Origin of the sequence: Paraglaciecola arctica BSs20135 (genome assembly GCF_000314995.1) — a bacterium.
Taxonomy (GTDB): Bacteria; Pseudomonadota; Gammaproteobacteria; order Enterobacterales; family Alteromonadaceae; genus Paraglaciecola; species Paraglaciecola arctica.
On sequence record NZ_BAEO01000012.1, the window covers coordinates 62694 to 79382 of the forward strand.

The following is a 16689-nucleotide window of genomic DNA, read 5'->3' on the forward strand; positions in this document are numbered from 1 at the left end:
CAAAGCCGCTATTGTGAAACTAAATGATGTCCGCAGGCGCTCCTAAATTACACTTTTTGCATGATAGTTTATGACCGAGCATAGATTTTCGGCCATCAGCAGTGATAACCCAAGGGCGGCTCACCCAAGGTGGATTATGCCTGACGTGCTGAAAATGACCGCACGCTAGTTCAGCTACCCAGTCATTTTCTTCATCTTTGTGGTAACCAGCAATGGGGCTATACATTTCTTTAAAAATAACTCATTTTAAGTTGTGTGAGCGTTTAAAACGTCTGACTTTGGCTCTAACATTTTTCATGGGGGAAGAGGTATTAAACTGGATCATACGACCTAACGTCCACTTGTCATACCAAGGTTTTCCATACAACTCTTGATCATCAAGCTTGCCAATTAAGGTCAAAATATTTGAGGTGACTTTTATCCACATCGACAGTAAGTCAGTAAAGTTAATTTCGCGATGCTGGTATTGAAAATGTTGTGCTAATTGCCCTAACTGATTCCACTTAAAACCTGTTTCGGGAAAGTCTACATATCTATTTTTTGACTTTTCCTCATACCATTTAAGCACCAACTCTCCCCAACCAATAAGATATGCCAAGGTGTCACATATGCTGGTGTTTTTTACATTGCCCTCTATTTCACAGATTCGGGAATACTCTGCTGGAATACTCAGGTAATCCTCCTCAAGTTTAGAGAAGGACCTCTGTATTGCTGTTATTAACTGCAATTTATTCAGGGCAATAGAAGTCATTTTTAGTCCTGCGAATTAATCTTACTCGGCTAACATATTATCAAATTCTTGCTGCTTAATTTCTAACTCTTCCTGCGCTTCTAACCAATACATTTCTGCCTCTTCAAGGCTAGATTTATTACTGGCTTGCTCTGCCAACACTTGTTTAAGTTGAGCCTTGTTTTCGGCATTGTATAACTCAGTATCGCCAAGTTGCTGCTCAAGGGCTTCGAGTTTTGATTGAGCTTCCGCCATGGTTTTTTCGTATTTCTCAATGGACTTTCTGAGAGATTTAGTGGCTTGTCTAAATTCTGCTTCTAAACGTTTGGTATTTTTACGATCAGGTTTAACAGTAGTTTTATCGCTATCTACGCCAATCCCTTTATCGCCGCTTTTATCGCCTTTAAGGATCCAATCTTTGTAGTCGTCTAAATCGCCATCAAAGGGTTGCACCTGCTTGGCGTCCACTAAATAAAAATCATCACAAACCGATGTCAGCAAAAACCTGTCATGGGAAACCAAAACCATGGCTCCTTCAAAGCCTTGCAGTGCAATATTAAGTGCATGGCGCATATCTAAATCTAAGTGGTTGGTGGGTTCATCTAATAACAGTAAGTTTGGCTTTTGATAAACGGTTAAAGCTAAAACCAAACGGGCTTTTTCCCCACCTGACATGGGGGCTACCTTACTTAAAGCATTATCACCACGAAAGCCAAAACCACCTAAATAATCTCTCAAACTTTGCTCTGTAGCTTTTTTATCTAACCTTTGCATATGAGCTATGGCAGAATCATCGCCACGTAAAAATTCTAATTGGTGTTGTGCAAAATAACCTATTCGCAATCCAGCTGAGGTTTCGTATAAACCTTCCATGGGTGACTTTTCACCCGCTAACAACTTGATTAAGGTAGATTTACCGGCACCGTTTTTACCCAATAAACCAATACGACTCCCCGGCACTAGGTTCAAATGGAGTTTTTCTAAAATAATAGTGTCGTCATAGCCTACTTTTACCTGCTCCATTTTTATCAAAGGATTAGGCAATTTAGGCGGGGTAAAAAACTCGAAGCTAAACTCAGAGGCGGCCATCACTGGCAGTAAGGTTTCCATTTTCGCCAATTGTTTAACGCGGCTTTGTGCCTGTTTAGCTTTACTGGCTTTGGCACCAAATCGATTGATAAACGACTCTAAGTGAGCAATTTGATCTTGCTGCTTTGAATATTGCAAACTTTGTAAACGTAAACGTTCGGCACGTTGTTTTTCGTAGGCATCGTAGTTACCTGTGTAACTGACCAGTTGCTGCTGCTCAACACTGATAATTTCATTTACTGTGCTGTCTAGGAATGACTTATCGTGAGAAATCAGCATCAAGGTGCCGGTGTATCTCTGTAACCATTTTTCTAACCAAATCACCGCATCTAAGTCGAGATGGTTAGTGGGTTCATCTAACAATAATAAATCAGAATGACAAAGTAATGCCTGTGCTAAATTCAAACGCATTCGCCAACCACCCGAAAAAGCAGAAACAGGATTTTTCATTACGGCGTTAGCAAAACCTAACCCAGCTAAAATAGTTGCAGCACGGGAATCTATATCATATGCACCTACATGTTCTAACAAGCCATGCACATGGGCGATTTGTTCACCGTTGTGGGCTTGTTCCGCTGAAATCAGTTGAGCTTGTAGTTTTCTGTATTCTTTATCACCGTCAATTACATAATCTAAGGCTGAACGTTCAACGGCAGGTGTTTCTTGGGCAACTGAAACAATTTGCCAATTTTTAGGAATGTTAAAATCCCCTTGTTCGGTATGCAATTCCCCTTTTATCAAAGCAAACAAGGTCGACTTACCACAACCGTTGGCACCAATCAGGCCAGCTTTATGGCCTGGATAAACTGTGGCATTAGCATCTCGCAACAATACTTTACTGCCACGCATTAAGGAAACATCTGAAAATTGGATCATGAAAGCCTGTTATGAACTTTAGCTATATCAAGCGTTTAGTTTATTATTAATGGTACTTAAACTAATACGAGATAACACTCAAATTTGAAAGGGGGTATCATACCAAGATGATCAACCGAAAAAATCCCTAAAACCATGGTTAACAAAATAAAAAAACGATTCGTCGCAGGAGCAACCTGCCCAAAATGCCGCGCAATAGACACCATAATGCTATATTTTGAAAATAATGTTGAAAAGCTACAGTGTGTAAAGTGTCATTATTCAGAATCTCAAGCAGATAAAAAAGTAGCTAAAGCTACTCGCGCTAGTGAAAGTGTAATTGGGGTGTTTAAACCTGAGTAGTTTTTTGATGTCACAAACATCCCAACTAATCATTTAAGACTGTTAATAATGCGGAGGTGGCATCTCCTCTTTTTCGGATGCCATATTACTAGGTTCGATAGCACTAATTTTAGAGACCAGTTGTTTAAGTTGAAACTGTAAATCGTCCATTTGTTTTTGCTGTTGGATTAGTGCCTGGTTGAGGCTATCGATTGTGTCCTCTTGAAAGGCTACCTTCATTTGTAATTCTTCAATATCTGTTTGTACTGTGTTCATTAATTTTCAATCTTCCACTTTTCTAGTAAACCATTGGTACTTTCTGAAATAATTTCGTTATCACTCAAAAAACCTACATCATGCACAACGGCAGATGCCGGTTTGCTGCCTTCACGGGCGGATACTCGCCATTCGTTTAACTCTTCGCCCGTTTTCACATCCCAGCGATTAATCCTTCTTGCTGGCGACCCTGTTAGTAGGTACTTACCATCATCAGAAAATACAGCTGTAGTAAATATTCGTTGTCTTGCCATATATTGTAAATTACTAACTTCCTTTCCTGTAACCAAGTCCCAGATCCTTGCATCACGCTTACTGTCAGCAGTAAATGCGTAACGTCCTTTATCATCTAACGACACTTTAGTAACTCGACTAGTGTGCTCAAATTTGTGAATGACCTGGCCAGTACGGGTATCCCATAAATAGGCTAAATAATCGTTTCCGCCTGTTAATGCATAAAAACCATTAGGTGAAATATCTACGCTATTCACTTTTTCTAGGTGACCTAAAAACTCTAATCGCCTACCTGTCTTAGGCTCAAAAAACATCACTTTACCACTGCTACGCCCAACCAATATACCTCGACCTTGGTTTGAAACAGCAATATCTCGAATACTGGTTTCATCTATTCGCCAAAACCCCTCTGGCTCTCCAATATCTAGATCCCATAACGCAAATGCTTCTCTATCAGATGTCACAACATATGAATTATCAAAGGCAATATGAATATTTGTCACTGAGTTATTGCCATCATCTTGATGTCGCCACACAAATCGCTGTTCGTTAGTAGTCAAATCCCAAACGGTAATGCCATTGTTAATAGTAGAAACAACTGCAATCGTATTGTCCGCTGATATGTGTCCTGCATGAGATCCCCCGTCAGCAAGACGAAATGAACTAATAGGTACATTACTTGAACCGCCGCAGGACATAAGTATTGCGGCACTTAGCGATATTACAAAATAGACGACTTTAATAGGTGTGTTCAATGGGTTTCTCTTTTGGCATATGCCGTTTAGTATATGCGCTTGCCCACCAATCATATACTGCTAGTTGGAGAATTATAATGAAAAAGGCCGCAATCGCTATTTTGATTGTTTCTGTTTTAAGCCTAAATGCTTGTCAGCCTCCGCCAGTAGATCCTATGAAAGTTGAGATATTGGTCCTTGATACAGAACAACAAAAACAATCATATGCTTTGGGCGCTAGCATCGGCCAAATTATAGAAAACAAAATGGCGAGTCAAAAAGTAGCGGGCATAGAATACGACCAAAACATCTTAGTAAAAGGTTTTATTGCAGCATTACAGGGGCAATCACAACTAGAAAATAAGGAAATTCAAGCGATTACTCGCACAGTTGAATCCCTTGTACGCGACAAAAAAATCGGATTAAAAACTCAGGTAGGTGATGCAAATAAAACTAAGGGTATAGAATTTTTAACAAATAATGCTAAGCGTGCTGGCATTGTAGTCACCGATACTGGTTTACAGTACGAGATACTTAAAAATGGTGAAGGCGGCAAACCGAAAGTTTCCGATACTGTAACAGTAAACTACCTTGGCACCCTGTTAGACGGAACAGAGTTTGATTCTTCCTACTCACGTAATAAACCAGCTACTTTTCCATTAAACCGAGTAATTAAAGGTTGGACTGAGGGAGTTCAATTAATGAATGTGGGAGCAAAATACAAGTTTTATGTACCTTCAGACTTAGCATATGGTTCCCGCTCGACTGGAAAAATCAGTAGCAACTCAACCTTAATATTTGAAGTAGAATTACTTGAAATTGTTGAAACAGGTAATCCTGCAACTAGATAATTTGAGTTCACTTAAAATAAATAAAACCTTATTTACTAACACCCAATAAAAAGCCGAACACGTTACCGTGGTCGGCTTAGCTTTATCATTTTGATAATCAGCTATTCTCCGTGCTGAACCTTATTCCCTTACTTTGTTGCCCTTCAAAAGGGCTATTTATCCCGAATTAACCGGGTAATTTAAACTGTAACTTATTGTCTTTTCGACTAAATATTATTTCAACTTTATATGTTTGGATGTCGTTATTTACCTCAAATCAAGTGTTGCCATGTTTAAAGGTAGTATGACTTGCTCTCTCAATTTCAGTTGACTTTTTAATAGCGGAAAAAAGGGCAACTCTCTTCAACGCTAGGTTCCTCAAAGTGATTCTCGTAAGAGGCTTCGTAGTGTTTTCTGATTAAAAACCTACTTCACTTTGATTAATATTAAGCATAGTCGATAACGGTGCTTTTACTCGACTAACTTCAACTTTTTCTTGTAATAAATTACGCTAACAAAATCGTTTTTATGACAACTTGATGTTGCAACTTTTACGTCATCGTCTACTGCGTTTCCAATTGCTGCTAGCGAGCGGTGGATCAATACTTATCATGTTTTTAGGTTAATATGTCTGAGATAGCAGCAGAGATAAGATAGAGTCTATAACTGACTAATGAAATGGTACCGATACGCTAGGTTATTGAAGAGGTTAATTCTGTTGATTTAGCTTTCTTAGTAAACGGTTAAATCACCAAGCGCACAACACACTGAGTTAGATTCAAGATTGAAAACAAAGTTAATAACACCTGAAGGCTACAAAAAGCTCTACGATGAGCATGAGCATTTGTGGATGAAAAAACGTCCAGAGATCACCAAGATTGTTAGCTGGGCTGCGAGTCTCGGAGATCGATCTGAGAACGCAGATTACCAGTACAATAAACGATTATTACGAGAAATAGATAGACGCGTTCGATTTCTAAGGAAACTGCTCCCAGAGTTGCAGGTTGTTCACCATTCGCCAGCGCAAGACGGCAAAGTATTTTTTGGTGCTTGGGTTGAGATTGAAAATGACGATGGCGAAGTTAAGTGTTTTCGCATCGTCGGTCCAGAAGAAATTTACGGTGAAGATAGAAACTTCATATCTATTGATTCCCCTATGGCAAGGGCACTAATCAAAAAGAGCGTTGATGACGTATGTAAGGTTAAAACACCAAGTGGCACTAAAGAATGGTTTATAAATTCAATTGAGTACAAAGATGCCTTTGGGAAAGAATGAAGATTATTGCCACTTTTATTCATATGGCGCTGGTAATTTCTCTCTTGCACCCTTATATAATGGCTTAAATGAAAATGAATGACATACAGGGTCTTCGATGATGATAGTGGAAAAAATTGCGCAAGAATTACAAGTACAGGCGCAACAGGTACAAGCTGCGGTAAAATTGTTGGATGAAGGGTCAACCGTTCCATTTATTGCACGTTATAGAAAAGAAGCCACTAATGGTCTAGATGACATACAGTTAAGAAAATTAGAGCAACGCTTAACCTATTTGCGGGATTTTGAAGACAGGCGAAAAGTCATCATTAAGTCAATTGAAGAGCAAGAAAAAATGACGCCTCAATTGAAGACCAGTTTGCTCAAAGCTGAAAATAAAACTGAGTTGGAAGATATATATCTGCCATTTAAACCTAAACGCCGTACTAAGGGTCAAATTGCCATTGAGTTAGGGCTTGAACCTTTAGCCAACGCTTTATTTAACAATCCGCAGCTCGACCCTGAGTCTGAAGCACAAGCTTTTATAAAAGAAAGCGGTGATGTACCAGACACTAAATCAGCCTTAGACGGAGCAAAGTACATTTTGATGGAGCGCTTTGCTGAAGACGCTCAATTACTGCAAAAAGTTCGTCAGCATTTAAACAAACATGCCCACATAAAAAGCCAAGTTATAGCTGGCAAAGAAACAGAAGGAAGTAAGTACAAAGATTACTTTTCACATACCGAGCTATTGAAAAAAGTCCCTTCACATAGGTCGTTGGCAATGTTTAGAGGCAGAAACGAAAAATTTCTGCAAGTCAGTCTAGATGCCGATCCTGAAAAGGATGAAGGAGATAAAAGCTCATATTGTGAACAAATTATCGCCGAACACTTCAATATTAAATTTGCCAACAGACCTGCAGACGCTTGGTTGTCATCAGTGGTGCAATGGACTTGGCGAGTCAAAACACTCTTACATATGGAAAACGAATTATTTGGGGCGGTGCGTGAACAAGCTGAACAAGACGCGATTAACGTATTTGCCAAAAATCTAAATGATTTGTTAATGGCAGCACCCGCTGGCCCTAAAGTTACAATGGGATTAGATCCAGGTCTACGAACCGGTGTGAAACTAGCTATTGTAGACCCAACTGGAAAGGTATTAGCTACTTCTACTATTTTTCCTCATGTGCCTCAAAATTTGTGGGATAAGTCGCTACGCACCCTCGCAACTTTATGTAAGCAACACAAAGTACAACTTATCAGTATTGGTAATGGTACGGGCTCAAGAGAAACCGATAAACTAGCGGCAGAAATGATCAAAGCAAACCCAGACTTGGCAGTGAGCAAGATTATTGTCAGTGAAGCAGGGGCTTCAGTTTATTCAGCGTCAGAACTTGCTTCAAACGAACTACCTGATATGGATGTTTCGTTACGTGGCGCGGTGTCCATCGCAAGACGATTACAAGATCCACTGGCGGAGTTAGTTAAAATTGAACCCAAAGCCATAGGTGTTGGCCAATATCAGCACGATGTTAGCCAGAGCAACTTAGGTAAGTCACTCGGAACAGTTATTGAAGACTGCGTAAATGCCGTAGGTGTTGATATCAACACGGCATCGGGAGCGTTACTTAGTCATGTTTCAGGTCTGAATCGCACCTTAGCCAATAATATTGTTAGCTACCGTGATCAACATGGGGCGTTTAAGCGCCGTAAAACCCTGCTTGATGTTGAACGTCTAGGACCAAAAGCCTATGAGCAAGCAGCGGGATTTTTGCGAATTATGGGCGGAGACGATCCCCTTGATGCCTCAGCTGTGCATCCAGAAGCCTACCCAGTGGTAAATTCGATTGTAGAACATGCCTCTGTTGCAATGAACGACATAGTTGGTAATACCGAAGTACTAAAAAAACTCAAACCAGAAGACTTTGTTACAGATTTATTCGGCTTACCCACAGTAACAGACATTATTAGCGAGCTTGATAAACCCGGTCGAGATCCTCGTCCAGAATTTAAAACGGCTAATTTTAAAGATGATGTGCAATCATTAAAAGATCTAAAAGTGGGTATGATTTTAGAAGGTGTTGTAAGCAACGTTGCTAACTTTGGCGCTTTTGTCGATGTAGGTGTACATCAAGATGGACTTGTACATATCAGCGCCATGACCGACAAATTTATCTCTGACCCTAGAGATATTGTGAAAACTGGCGATATTGTGAAAGTGAAAGTAATGGAAGTCGATGCTGCAAGAAAACGCGTGTCTTTCACAATGCGAATGGGTGATACGCCTAATCAAACGGCAAAACCATCAGCACAAAAACATAACTCAGATAAAAAACCTCAGAACAGACCAGCTAAAACCAATCAGCAACAGGCTCAACCTAAACAGTCGAATCAAATGATGGGTAATGCCTTTGCAGACGCTTTTGCCAAAGCAAAAAAATAACAACCTTTAGCAATCCCTAAAAACCAACAAGCTCTCTTTTGAGGGCTTGTTTCATTCTGGAATAACACATAACTTGCGGACTTAGGCTGATTGCTGCAATCCTTCAGAACGAGGATTAGTCACTTGTTGATAAAAGTTTTCAATCACCGACACTCTGCGAGTAATCTCTAAATCTCTGTTCTCGAGAAATTGACTTGCAGCCTGTAAATCCAGCTCAGCATCAATATTGCTTTGCTCATTGTTCTCTATCTGACTGATATCCAGTGAACGAGTTGGTATGCTCACATCTAAAGCGTCAATAATTTCATCTAAGGAAGGAGTTTCGCCAAAAAGCTTTGAATCAACAATTGGGCTTTGTTCAAAACCATCATCATCTTGCTGTATCTTTGGAACAGCTTGATTATATGCTACTAATGCTTCTTGGGCGTTTTCACTAGCTATTTCTTTTTGCGCTTCAATGGTTAGTTGAGTGGCTTCGATTGCCACTCGTAAATCTTGTGCGCTAGGTTCTGCGGGAGCCAAAGCGGCAGCTTTAACTTGTTGTGCCTTACGAATAGTTTCTTCTGGAGTGGAGGCTTCAGATATATCTATTGAAACTTCACCACCTACAGCATATCGCTTGCCATCAGGGCCTCTTTCATACTCATATTGAGGGGAACTTGCATATTGTCCACCTAATGAAGCGTGAGCTTGTTCGTGTGCCCTTATTTCTAAATCTCGTTGTTTAAGCTCGGCAAGTTGTTGTTGTTCAGCATGTTGCTGCTGTTGTTGATCTTCAGCATTTTCTTTACCAGCACTGGCATCTTGTCCATTGTCTTGAGCGGAATCATTTTGTGTATTGAGTTGTTGAGGCGTTTGAGAAACCGGTTTTTCATAGGTTAAGGGAAGGGGAGCTTGTCCGGGAGTTTTAACCTTATCAGCTTCAGAGCCCACACTTGATTCAGCTGATGACTTTTCATTAGCGGCTAACTGCGGCACGGCCTCACGTTGAGTATTGTCTTTGCGCACCGATTCAGTATTAACGGTGCCAACGTTAAATACTGTAGGAGTGGGAACGGGCGGGAGAATGTTCATAATATCTATGCCTAAAGCTAGGCCAGAAGATCCAATATAGTACCAACAGTGCCGCTTGCTGTTTCCACGACTTTTGTAGAAGCTTGCGCATTTGTCAGATTAATAGACAGACCAACTAAATTCGAGGTGATACCTTCGCTACCCTGCGGGAGAACTTGTTTGATTGCACTAAGTTGGTTTAGCGTGGCGTTTGCTAAAAACTCTTGAGGGTCGCTAGTTGGCGCTGAAAAAGATGACAAGCTGGCCAAATTCGAGGTATTTTGCGCAATCCCTTCAGATGCTCTTTTAATACCTATAGTGCCACTGACAATGGCAGAATTTACGTTGTTACTAATATTCACTTACCTTACCTCTACAACTCTCTCATGTTCAATTATTAACCACTTTTAGTTTTTTTTAAAGCTTTACCTTGGTTTAGACAAGAATATAAATGAATTAGACTAGTGCTTTCACCAATCGTTTAGCAAAAGACTCAGTGTTTGAAATAAAAGGAGCATGGGACGCATGGCTGATAATTTCTATTATTACCTTAGAATTAAGTTGCTGTGCAGCTAAGGCTACTTTGTCCGGTACTAAGGTATCTAAACTACCTAAAAACATCTGACAGGGTATCGACAAGGTTTTAAATTGTTCACGTAAGTCAATGCTTTGTAACATATGTAAACCTGCTTCTAAGGCAATCGGTGATGGCAATGGGAATTGCTGAACAGCCTGTTTGATTATTTTAGCATCTTGCCTAGCATTCACACTACCCATAGCTTGTATGGCCAAAAAACGTTGCAATGTTTTCGAAAAATCTAATTCTAATTGTTGTGTAAAAAAATCCAGTATTTTGGGTTCAATTCCAGGCCAATCGGCATGTTTAGAAAAATTTGGACTAGAACAAATCAACACAAGTTGCTTAAGTTTTTCGGGATAGGTATGGGCAATCATCTGAGCCACTAAACCACCTAAAGACCAACCAATTAAGATGCAGTTTGTAGGAAGTTTTTTTGCCACCATATTGGTAATATTCTGCAAGTTATAGGGGAGGGGTAACCTTTGGTGATTTAGGCCGTACCCCGGTAAATCAATAGTTGTGATACAAAACTCATCTTTAAGAATGTCTATCAATGGCTGCCAAACGCCACTATTCACACCCCAGCCATGCAAAAACACAAGGTTTTTCCCACTGCCTACAGTTGATACTTTTAAACTCTCTGACATTTCTTCTACACTAAACCTCGGGAATATTGATTTATATATTGATTTCAGGGATGGTAAATATGCATTTAGGGCTAAGTCAAAATTGTTTAGTGTGTAAACAATCCAGCAACACTTCAATATGCCAATACTGCTTTGATGATCTTACACTATTTGATGTTGACCGATACCAACACAATTTGATGTTAGCGCCAAAAGTAAACTTGGGTTTAGCGAAAGTTGATTTCCCTCAAGTATTAGCTGTTGCAGATTATCAGTGGCCATTGGCGAAATTATTAACAGGGTTAAAGTTCTCTAAACACATTCCGAATGCATATGCCCTAGCGGATCTTTTTGTCAGACACTGCTTAAGCTCTATCCCAGTTTTACCGCAACTAATTATTCCCATGCCGCTACACAAAAATCGCTATTTATTCAGGAAATTTAATCAAAGCATAGAGTTAGCCAAACAAATTTGTAAGTTGAGTCAAATGGACATGGACACCTCTATCATTAGCAGATGTAAATCCACCCCAGCTCAAACCGATTTGTCGGCAGCTCAAAGACGCAAAAACTTGCAAAATGCTTTTGCAGTAGATAAGGCGTCACAGTTGCGATTACAACAATATCAGCATGTGGCCTTATTCGACGATGTTATCACCACAGGCACCACTATGAACTGTGCTTACCTCACTTTACGTAAGCACAACCCTAATTTAAAAATTGATATATGGAGTATTTGCCTCACACTTACCCGTTAACCTGGTGCGTTAATAAAACCAGCCATAAAAATAGCGTTGCTCATTAAACGGCTGGTTCCATACCAAACGCCCCTGAAATTAACGTTGCTAGCAAAACCAATCACCTTACCTTTACCAACATTGTGAGACACAATCGCCGCACTTCCACTAATAAGCTGCTGAAACTCATCAGCAGTATAGCCTCCCATAAGTGGCGATTTCACATAGCTTGCTGCGGTAATGAAGGGTTTATCTGGTTGGCGCATTACCAATGCACTGTTACGGAACATAGGCAATGTAGTAGATGTATAACCAAAGGCGAGTGGATGACTTAAATCCAGCTGAGTTTCGAATACAGCTCCGGCTATTCTTTGTTTGGCTCTAAGGGCTTCTTGGTCTTTATAAGTCATACCTGTTGTTTCAAAGGCTAATTTAACTTCACTGTCACTTTTGAAACTAGCCTTAAGCCAATTTTTATTAGAAAACCAATTTGCTGCAGTTTTTTGACCAATGAGTATGCCACCGTTATTCAGCCAATCCCCAATTTTTTTAACGGTTTTATCGGACACTTCTTTATACCTACCTTCGACCCAGATCATATGGGTATAATTGTCCAAAGACAATTTACTCAGTAGCTCTAAATCGGTGATTGAAACAGGCATATCAACATGCTGATCTAGGTAATGCCATACTTCCCCCACTTCATATTGGGAAGTGCCGCGCCCTCCCACCAACAATACTTTGGGTTGAGTAATATTGAGCATTTTACGGCTACCTAAATCTATACCTTGACGGGTTAACCCCGATGTAACTGAATGAATCGCAATATCCAACCCCATATTCTGCGCGTCAATGATATCCAACAAGTTGTCAGGTTGCTCTAATGCAATAGGCACAATCACCGAACCGGCCGAAAAACTCGTACCACCTTGAGAGGTTTGAGCAAAAAAAGCATCACCTGCAAGTTTCACCTTTACTTTGTTGGCCAATAAACGCAGCAAAAGTTTAGGCGCTTGATAGTTTTCCCAAGAAAATGCATAAGCGTAAGCACCAGGCAACAATTTAGGGTTAACACTAGTGGACTTTTTAGTTGGCTGTTTATCTATCTTGGGATGCCTCTCAACGGCTTGATACTGGATATTAAACGCTAGAGGTAGATTCCAGTTAGACACATCATAAAAAGTGTTGTCATCAAATGATTTACGGGTAGAGAAAAGAGATTTTATTAATCGATATTGAGGCTGATCCAAAGGCACAAACATACTATTTGTTGTATCAAATGTTTGCCCCTCTACTTTTACGTCCTTACTTAATGGAAAATATTGAATCTGATGTGCTGACAATATCTCTAACATTTTTGAAAAACGGTATTGGTCAAATTTCTCATTCAAAATATAACCGGCTAAATCATCTTTTTTTACTAAACTTTTGGTTTGTTCAGCAAATTCTAACTGGTAATCAAGAATGGCTTGTTTATTAGCTAATGCACCAGCAAAAGTCGAAAGAGAGGTCGTTATTTGATTTTGAATGGTGTCGGAAAACTTCAGAGTGCCATGATCAGAGTCTTGTAAATGTCCTCTACTACTGGCTTGTTCAAACAAAATACCGATACTGCCATGAGCATCAGGATAGGTTGAGCCTTTACCATAATAAAAATCGTCAAAACTCTCTTGAGTAAAATATAACTGTTTAGTTTTATCTAAGGCAGCGGCATGAAAATCTCCTAGTGCGGTAGTCAACTCTACATTTTTTAACGGTGTCCACGGGTTTTTTCTAGAAGAAATTCCTGGCTGGAAAAAATAAGTGCTGTTAGTACCCATTTCGTGAAAGTCAGTTAATACATGGGGGCGCCACTGATGGAATTGATTTATTCGTGCCCGTGACTCAGGATGGGTCAACAACAACCAATCTCGATTTAGGTCAAACCAATAATGGTTAGTGCGCCCTGAAGGCCAAGCTTCTTGGTGCTCACGGTTATTAGGATCGGATACAAGATTCTTACTTTTATGCATATTGGCCCACTGCGCAAATCGTGATAGACCATCAGGGTTTACACTTGGATCGAGTAATACAATATTATCTTTAAGTAACTCATCGATTACTTCACTCTCACCAGCAGCAAGATAGTAAGCAATCAAAAGTGCCGCATTGGCACCTGAGGGTTCATTGCCATGCACGCTGTAACCCATCCAGATGATTAGCGGATCATTTTTATCAATGGATTGACCTAAGTTTTTAATATGTCTAGCTTGAATTGCAGCTAGATTTCGCTGATTTTCAGCAGAGCTAAATGCTAATAGGTAAAGTGGACGGTTTTCATGAGTGCGACCTGTTTCCACTAAGCTGACTCGGTCTGACTGTGAAGCCAACACTTGCATATAGTTAGCTATTTGATCGTGACGCACATGCCATTCACCTACCGGCGCCCCTAATGCTTGAGTGGGCGTAGTAATCTCGGCTTTATATTGAGTGTCTGCTGGTAAATAGGCGGTATCAATAACAGCTGCAACTTGAGCACTGCTGAACAATAAACAAAAAACAAAAATTCGAAACATCAAATCCATAAAAATCGGTCCAATCAGTCCACATTTGTGAAAATGGTCGCACGTTTTAGTCAAAATATAAATAAGGAAGAACGATTACTTGAGTGTTTTAGTCAAGTAATTTTGTTATTATCTAAGTAGACACATTTTAGAGGTAGATAGACCATGATTAACATTTCAGAAACAGCGCAAGCACATTTCTGTAAGCTGCTTGCAAACCAAGAGCCAGACACCAATATCAGAGTGTTTGTGGTTAGCCCAGGTACGCCTAGCGCAGAATGTGGTGTCTCTTATTGTCCACCTGATGCGGTAGAAGAATCAGATACAGTGTTAGAGTTTAATGGTTTTGATGCGGTAGTGGATTTAGAAAGCGCACCTTTTCTTGAAGAAGCAGAAATTGATTTTGTCACTGACCAAATGGGCTCACAGCTGACCCTTAAAGCACCCAATGCAAAAGCACGAAAAGTCGATAGCGACGCACCTTTAGCAGAACGTGTAAGTTATATGATTGAGGCAGAGATCAACCCTCAACTTGCTAGTCATGGCGGTAAGGTGACCTTAGTTGAAATCACCGAAGACAAAGAAGCCGTTTTACAATTTGGCGGCGGCTGCAATGGCTGTGCACAAGTAGATGTCACCTTAAAAGACGGTATCGAAAAACAAATGCTTGAAGCCTTTTCAGGTGAATTAATAGCGGTTAAAGATGCTACTGAGCATCAAGCCGGTGAACACTCTTACTACTAGAATCAGCCTAGGAAGGATACAAACATTAACTGGTTACAACGTTTAGCCAACGACCTAAGTAAAAGTTGGGCTTACTTCAAACGTGGTCTAGGCATATTTTGCTTAGGAGTAGTTGCCATTTTAATAGGCGCTAAATTTGCGCCTATTATTCAAATTCCGGGTTTAATTTTATTGGCTGTGGGTAGCTTATATGCCATTAGAGGCTACCTAGGCATTCTGGCCCACCGCATGACTGCAAGTTTTAAACCGCCACCTTCGAGTTTTAAGCTTAACTCGTTAAACGATGATAGCGACAAAGATAAATAAAGTAGCCCCCTAAGCTTATTCCTCTGAAAAATAAGAACAGTAACATCGCCATCCATAAACCTTGGTTTGCATAAGATAAAAATATCCAGAAAGCGGGAAAGTAAACTGCCAATGCACACAACAACATGCTATTGCGCATAGCTTTTGCACGGGTTAAACCCACAAATACACCATCAAAAAAGAAACACCAATGGGCAATTAAGGGTAAACAATACACAAATATTAAGTAGTCTTGCATTTCTAATTGCAGAGTTTTTTGGTCCGTTATTATAGAAATAATATCGGTCCCCCATATAACAAAAACCAACGAATAAAACACAGCAACAACCGACGACCACAGCAACCCATGCAAGGTCACTTGGATGATACCTTTAGCATTTTTGTCGCCTTTTTGCTCTCCAACTAATGCTTCTGCAGCATAAGCAACACCATCTAAGCCAAGGGCAATTAAGGTGAAAAATTGCATTAAAATGGCGTTGATTGCCGCTGACGTAGAGCCAAAACCTACGCCTTTAAAAATGAGAAAAGCGATACAAGCTTGTAAAATAAGGTTTCGAAAAAACGTATTGCCGTTAAGAGATAACAGGGGTTGTAGATAGGCAATTGAGAACCATTTTTTTTGTATTATGGGCTTACCTATGATGTTTAGCGCAACAAACAAACTCACGACTGCAATAAAATATTCAGCTATGACACTGGCCAGCGCCACCCCAAAGACTTCAAGCCCTAAACCAAAAACAAACCATAGGTTGAGCGCTAGGTTTAATAGGTTTGCAAAAACCTGGATCAGCAACACTTGTTTGGCTTGTTGCTGGCCAATTAGCCAACCAATTAACGCTAGATTAACTATCGCCGCAGGTGCGCCCCAAATACGCGTGGAGAAATATTCAGATATAACCTCTTCAATAACAGGCGTGGCATTTGCAAAATATAGGCCCAAGGCCAAAATGCCATCTTTAAATAACAACAAAATGCAGCCCAGCATAAAACCAATGACGATTCCTTGAAACAAACTTTGACTAAGCTGATCTTTATCTTTACTACCTTTTGCTTGTGCACTGAGACCCGTACTGGTCATTCTTAAAAAGCCGCATAACCAATATAACTGAGTAATGATCAATGCGGCTACCGACGCACCTGCAAGAAAATAGGTGCCTTGCATATGCCCCAAAACAGCAGTATCAACCATGCCCATCAAAGGAGTTGTGACATTGCTCAGGATCATAGGTATCGCAATAACAATTATTTTTTGATGCAAACTGATTTGAAAGAAGTTTGATAGAATAGTAGGAGTCATTTAAATATAGTT

The 16689-nt window shown here is 40.1% G+C and carries 16 protein-coding genes; 6 read left to right on the forward strand and 10 right to left on the reverse strand.

Annotation, left to right across the window (positions count from 1 at the left end; genetic code table 11):
• Nucleotides 1-19 precede the first annotated feature (19 nt).
• Genes GARC_RS04565 through GARC_RS04575 form a run of 3 tightly spaced genes read right to left on the reverse strand, consistent with a single transcriptional unit; the run spans nt 20 to nt 2695 of the window.
• The gene (locus GARC_RS04565; RefSeq protein WP_007617243.1) at nt 20-226 is read right to left on the reverse strand and encodes a DUF3565 domain-containing protein; all 207 of its coding nucleotides are present in this window, start codon (nt 224-226) and stop codon (nt 20-22) included.
• A gap of 15 nt (nt 227-241) precedes the next feature.
• Nucleotides 242-751 (reverse strand): ClbS/DfsB family four-helix bundle protein, encoded by a 510-nt coding sequence (locus tag GARC_RS04570; protein ID WP_007617244.1) that lies wholly within the window; start codon nt 749-751, stop codon nt 242-244.
• 21 nt (nt 752-772) lie between these two features.
• Nucleotides 773-2695 (reverse strand): ATP-binding cassette domain-containing protein, encoded by a 1923-nt coding sequence (locus tag GARC_RS04575; protein WP_007617245.1) that lies wholly within the window; start codon nt 2693-2695, stop codon nt 773-775.
• A 135-nt stretch (nt 2696-2830) separates the two neighbouring features.
• Here GARC_RS04575 and GARC_RS04580 point away from each other — a divergent pair, with 135 nt between their 5' ends.
• Entirely contained in the window at nt 2831-3037 is a 207-nt protein-coding gene (locus GARC_RS04580) for a YheV family putative zinc ribbon protein (RefSeq protein WP_039988752.1), read from the forward strand.
• A gap of 42 nt (nt 3038-3079) precedes the next feature.
• Here the strand turns inward: GARC_RS04580 and GARC_RS04585 are convergent, their stop codons facing one another.
• Nucleotides 3080-3292: a SlyX family protein gene (locus GARC_RS04585; RefSeq protein WP_007617247.1), complete on the reverse strand. Its 213-nt coding sequence runs from the start codon at nt 3290-3292 to the stop codon at nt 3080-3082.
• Nucleotides 3292-4224: a WD40 repeat domain-containing protein gene (locus GARC_RS04590; RefSeq protein WP_007617248.1), complete on the reverse strand. Its 933-nt coding sequence runs from the start codon at nt 4222-4224 to the stop codon at nt 3292-3294. The genes GARC_RS04585 and GARC_RS04590 overlap by 1 nt, the downstream gene beginning before the upstream one ends.
• Before the next feature lie 134 nt (nt 4225-4358).
• Here GARC_RS04590 and GARC_RS04595 point away from each other — a divergent pair, with 134 nt between their 5' ends.
• The 3 genes from GARC_RS04595 to GARC_RS04605 all read left to right on the forward strand — a co-directional run bounded on the left by GARC_RS04595 (nt 4359) and on the right by GARC_RS04605 (nt 8791).
• Entirely contained in the window at nt 4359-5111 is a 753-nt protein-coding gene (locus tag GARC_RS04595) for an FKBP-type peptidyl-prolyl cis-trans isomerase (RefSeq protein ID WP_007617249.1), read from the forward strand.
• A gap of 763 nt (nt 5112-5874) precedes the next feature.
• Nucleotides 5875-6366, forward strand: a complete 492-nt coding sequence (greB, locus tag GARC_RS04600) for a transcription elongation factor GreB (RefSeq protein ID WP_007617250.1) — start codon at nt 5875-5877, stop codon at nt 6364-6366.
• 100 nt (nt 6367-6466) lie between these two features.
• Nucleotides 6467-8791: a Tex family protein gene (locus GARC_RS04605; protein WP_007617251.1), complete on the forward strand. Its 2325-nt coding sequence runs from the start codon at nt 6467-6469 to the stop codon at nt 8789-8791.
• Nucleotides 8792-8872: 81 nt separating this feature from the next.
• On the opposite strand, the gene GARC_RS04610 is transcribed toward GARC_RS04605, so the two are convergent.
• The 3 genes from GARC_RS04610 to bioH form a co-directional block, all read right to left on the reverse strand.
• Nucleotides 8873-9865, reverse strand: coding sequence for a putative metalloprotease CJM1_0395 family protein (locus GARC_RS04610; protein ID WP_007617252.1), 993 nt, complete (start codon nt 9863-9865; stop codon nt 8873-8875).
• 17 nt (nt 9866-9882) lie between these two features.
• Nucleotides 9883-10206, reverse strand: a complete 324-nt coding sequence (locus GARC_RS04615; RefSeq protein WP_007617253.1) for a hypothetical protein — start codon at nt 10204-10206, stop codon at nt 9883-9885.
• A gap of 94 nt (nt 10207-10300) precedes the next feature.
• Nucleotides 10301-11071: a pimeloyl-ACP methyl ester esterase BioH gene (gene bioH / locus GARC_RS04620; RefSeq protein WP_007617254.1), complete on the reverse strand. Its 771-nt coding sequence runs from the start codon at nt 11069-11071 to the stop codon at nt 10301-10303.
• Nucleotides 11072-11130: 59 nt separating this feature from the next.
• Between bioH and GARC_RS04625 the strand changes: the two genes are divergently transcribed.
• A complete protein-coding gene (locus tag GARC_RS04625) occupies nt 11131-11808 on the forward strand; it encodes a ComF family protein (RefSeq protein ID WP_007617255.1) in 678 nt (225 codons plus the stop codon).
• Here the strand turns inward: GARC_RS04625 and GARC_RS04630 are convergent.
• Nucleotides 11805-14351 carry a M14 metallopeptidase family protein gene (locus tag GARC_RS04630; protein ID WP_007617256.1) on the reverse strand — a complete coding sequence of 849 codons (2547 nt, stop codon included), beginning with the start codon at nt 14349-14351 and terminating at the stop codon, nt 11805-11807. The two genes, GARC_RS04625 and GARC_RS04630, sit on opposite strands and share 4 nt — an antisense overlap.
• Before the next feature lie 144 nt (nt 14352-14495).
• Between GARC_RS04630 and nfuA the strand changes: the two genes are divergently transcribed.
• Nucleotides 14496-15074, forward strand: a complete 579-nt coding sequence (nfuA, locus tag GARC_RS04635; protein ID WP_007617258.1) for a Fe-S biogenesis protein NfuA — start codon at nt 14496-14498, stop codon at nt 15072-15074.
• A gap of 268 nt (nt 15075-15342) precedes the next feature.
• Here nfuA and GARC_RS04640 read toward each other — a convergent pair whose 3' ends face one another.
• Complete coding sequence (locus GARC_RS04640) at nt 15343-16677, reverse strand: MATE family efflux transporter (protein ID WP_007617283.1); 1335 nt, start codon at nt 16675-16677, stop codon at nt 15343-15345.
• Between the last annotated feature and the right edge of the window lie 12 nt (nt 16678-16689).

Coding starts and splice junctions, on each gene's coding strand:
- GARC_RS04570 (WP_007617244.1), bottom strand. CDS start 751: ATGACTTCTATTGCCCTGAATAAATTGCAGTTAATAACAGCAATACAG.
- GARC_RS04640 (WP_007617283.1), bottom strand. CDS start 16,677: ATGACTCCTACTATTCTATCAAACTTCTTTCAAATCAGTTTGCATCAA.
- GARC_RS04590 (WP_007617248.1), bottom strand. CDS start 4,224: ATGTCCTGCGGCGGTTCAAGTAATGTACCTATTAGTTCATTTCGTCTT.
- GARC_RS04630 (WP_007617256.1), bottom strand. CDS start 14,351: ATGGATTTGATGTTTCGAATTTTTGTTTTTTGTTTATTGTTCAGCAGT.
- GARC_RS04585 (WP_007617247.1), bottom strand. CDS start 3,292: ATGAACACAGTACAAACAGATATTGAAGAATTACAAATGAAGGTAGCC.
- GARC_RS04575 (WP_007617245.1), bottom strand. CDS start 2,695: ATGATCCAATTTTCAGATGTTTCCTTAATGCGTGGCAGTAAAGTATTG.
- nfuA (WP_007617258.1), top strand. CDS start 14,496: ATGATTAACATTTCAGAAACAGCGCAAGCACATTTCTGTAAGCTGCTT.
- GARC_RS04580 (WP_039988752.1), top strand. CDS start 2,831: ATGGTTAACAAAATAAAAAAACGATTCGTCGCAGGAGCAACCTGCCCA.
- GARC_RS04610 (WP_007617252.1), bottom strand. CDS start 9,865: ATGAACATTCTCCCGCCCGTTCCCACTCCTACAGTATTTAACGTTGGC.
- GARC_RS04565 (WP_007617243.1), bottom strand. CDS start 226: ATGTATAGCCCCATTGCTGGTTACCACAAAGATGAAGAAAATGACTGG.
- GARC_RS04625 (WP_007617255.1), top strand. CDS start 11,131: ATGCATTTAGGGCTAAGTCAAAATTGTTTAGTGTGTAAACAATCCAGC.
- bioH (WP_007617254.1), bottom strand. CDS start 11,071: ATGTCAGAGAGTTTAAAAGTATCAACTGTAGGCAGTGGGAAAAACCTT.
- GARC_RS04605 (WP_007617251.1), top strand. CDS start 6,467: ATGATAGTGGAAAAAATTGCGCAAGAATTACAAGTACAGGCGCAACAG.
- GARC_RS04595 (WP_007617249.1), top strand. CDS start 4,359: ATGAAAAAGGCCGCAATCGCTATTTTGATTGTTTCTGTTTTAAGCCTA.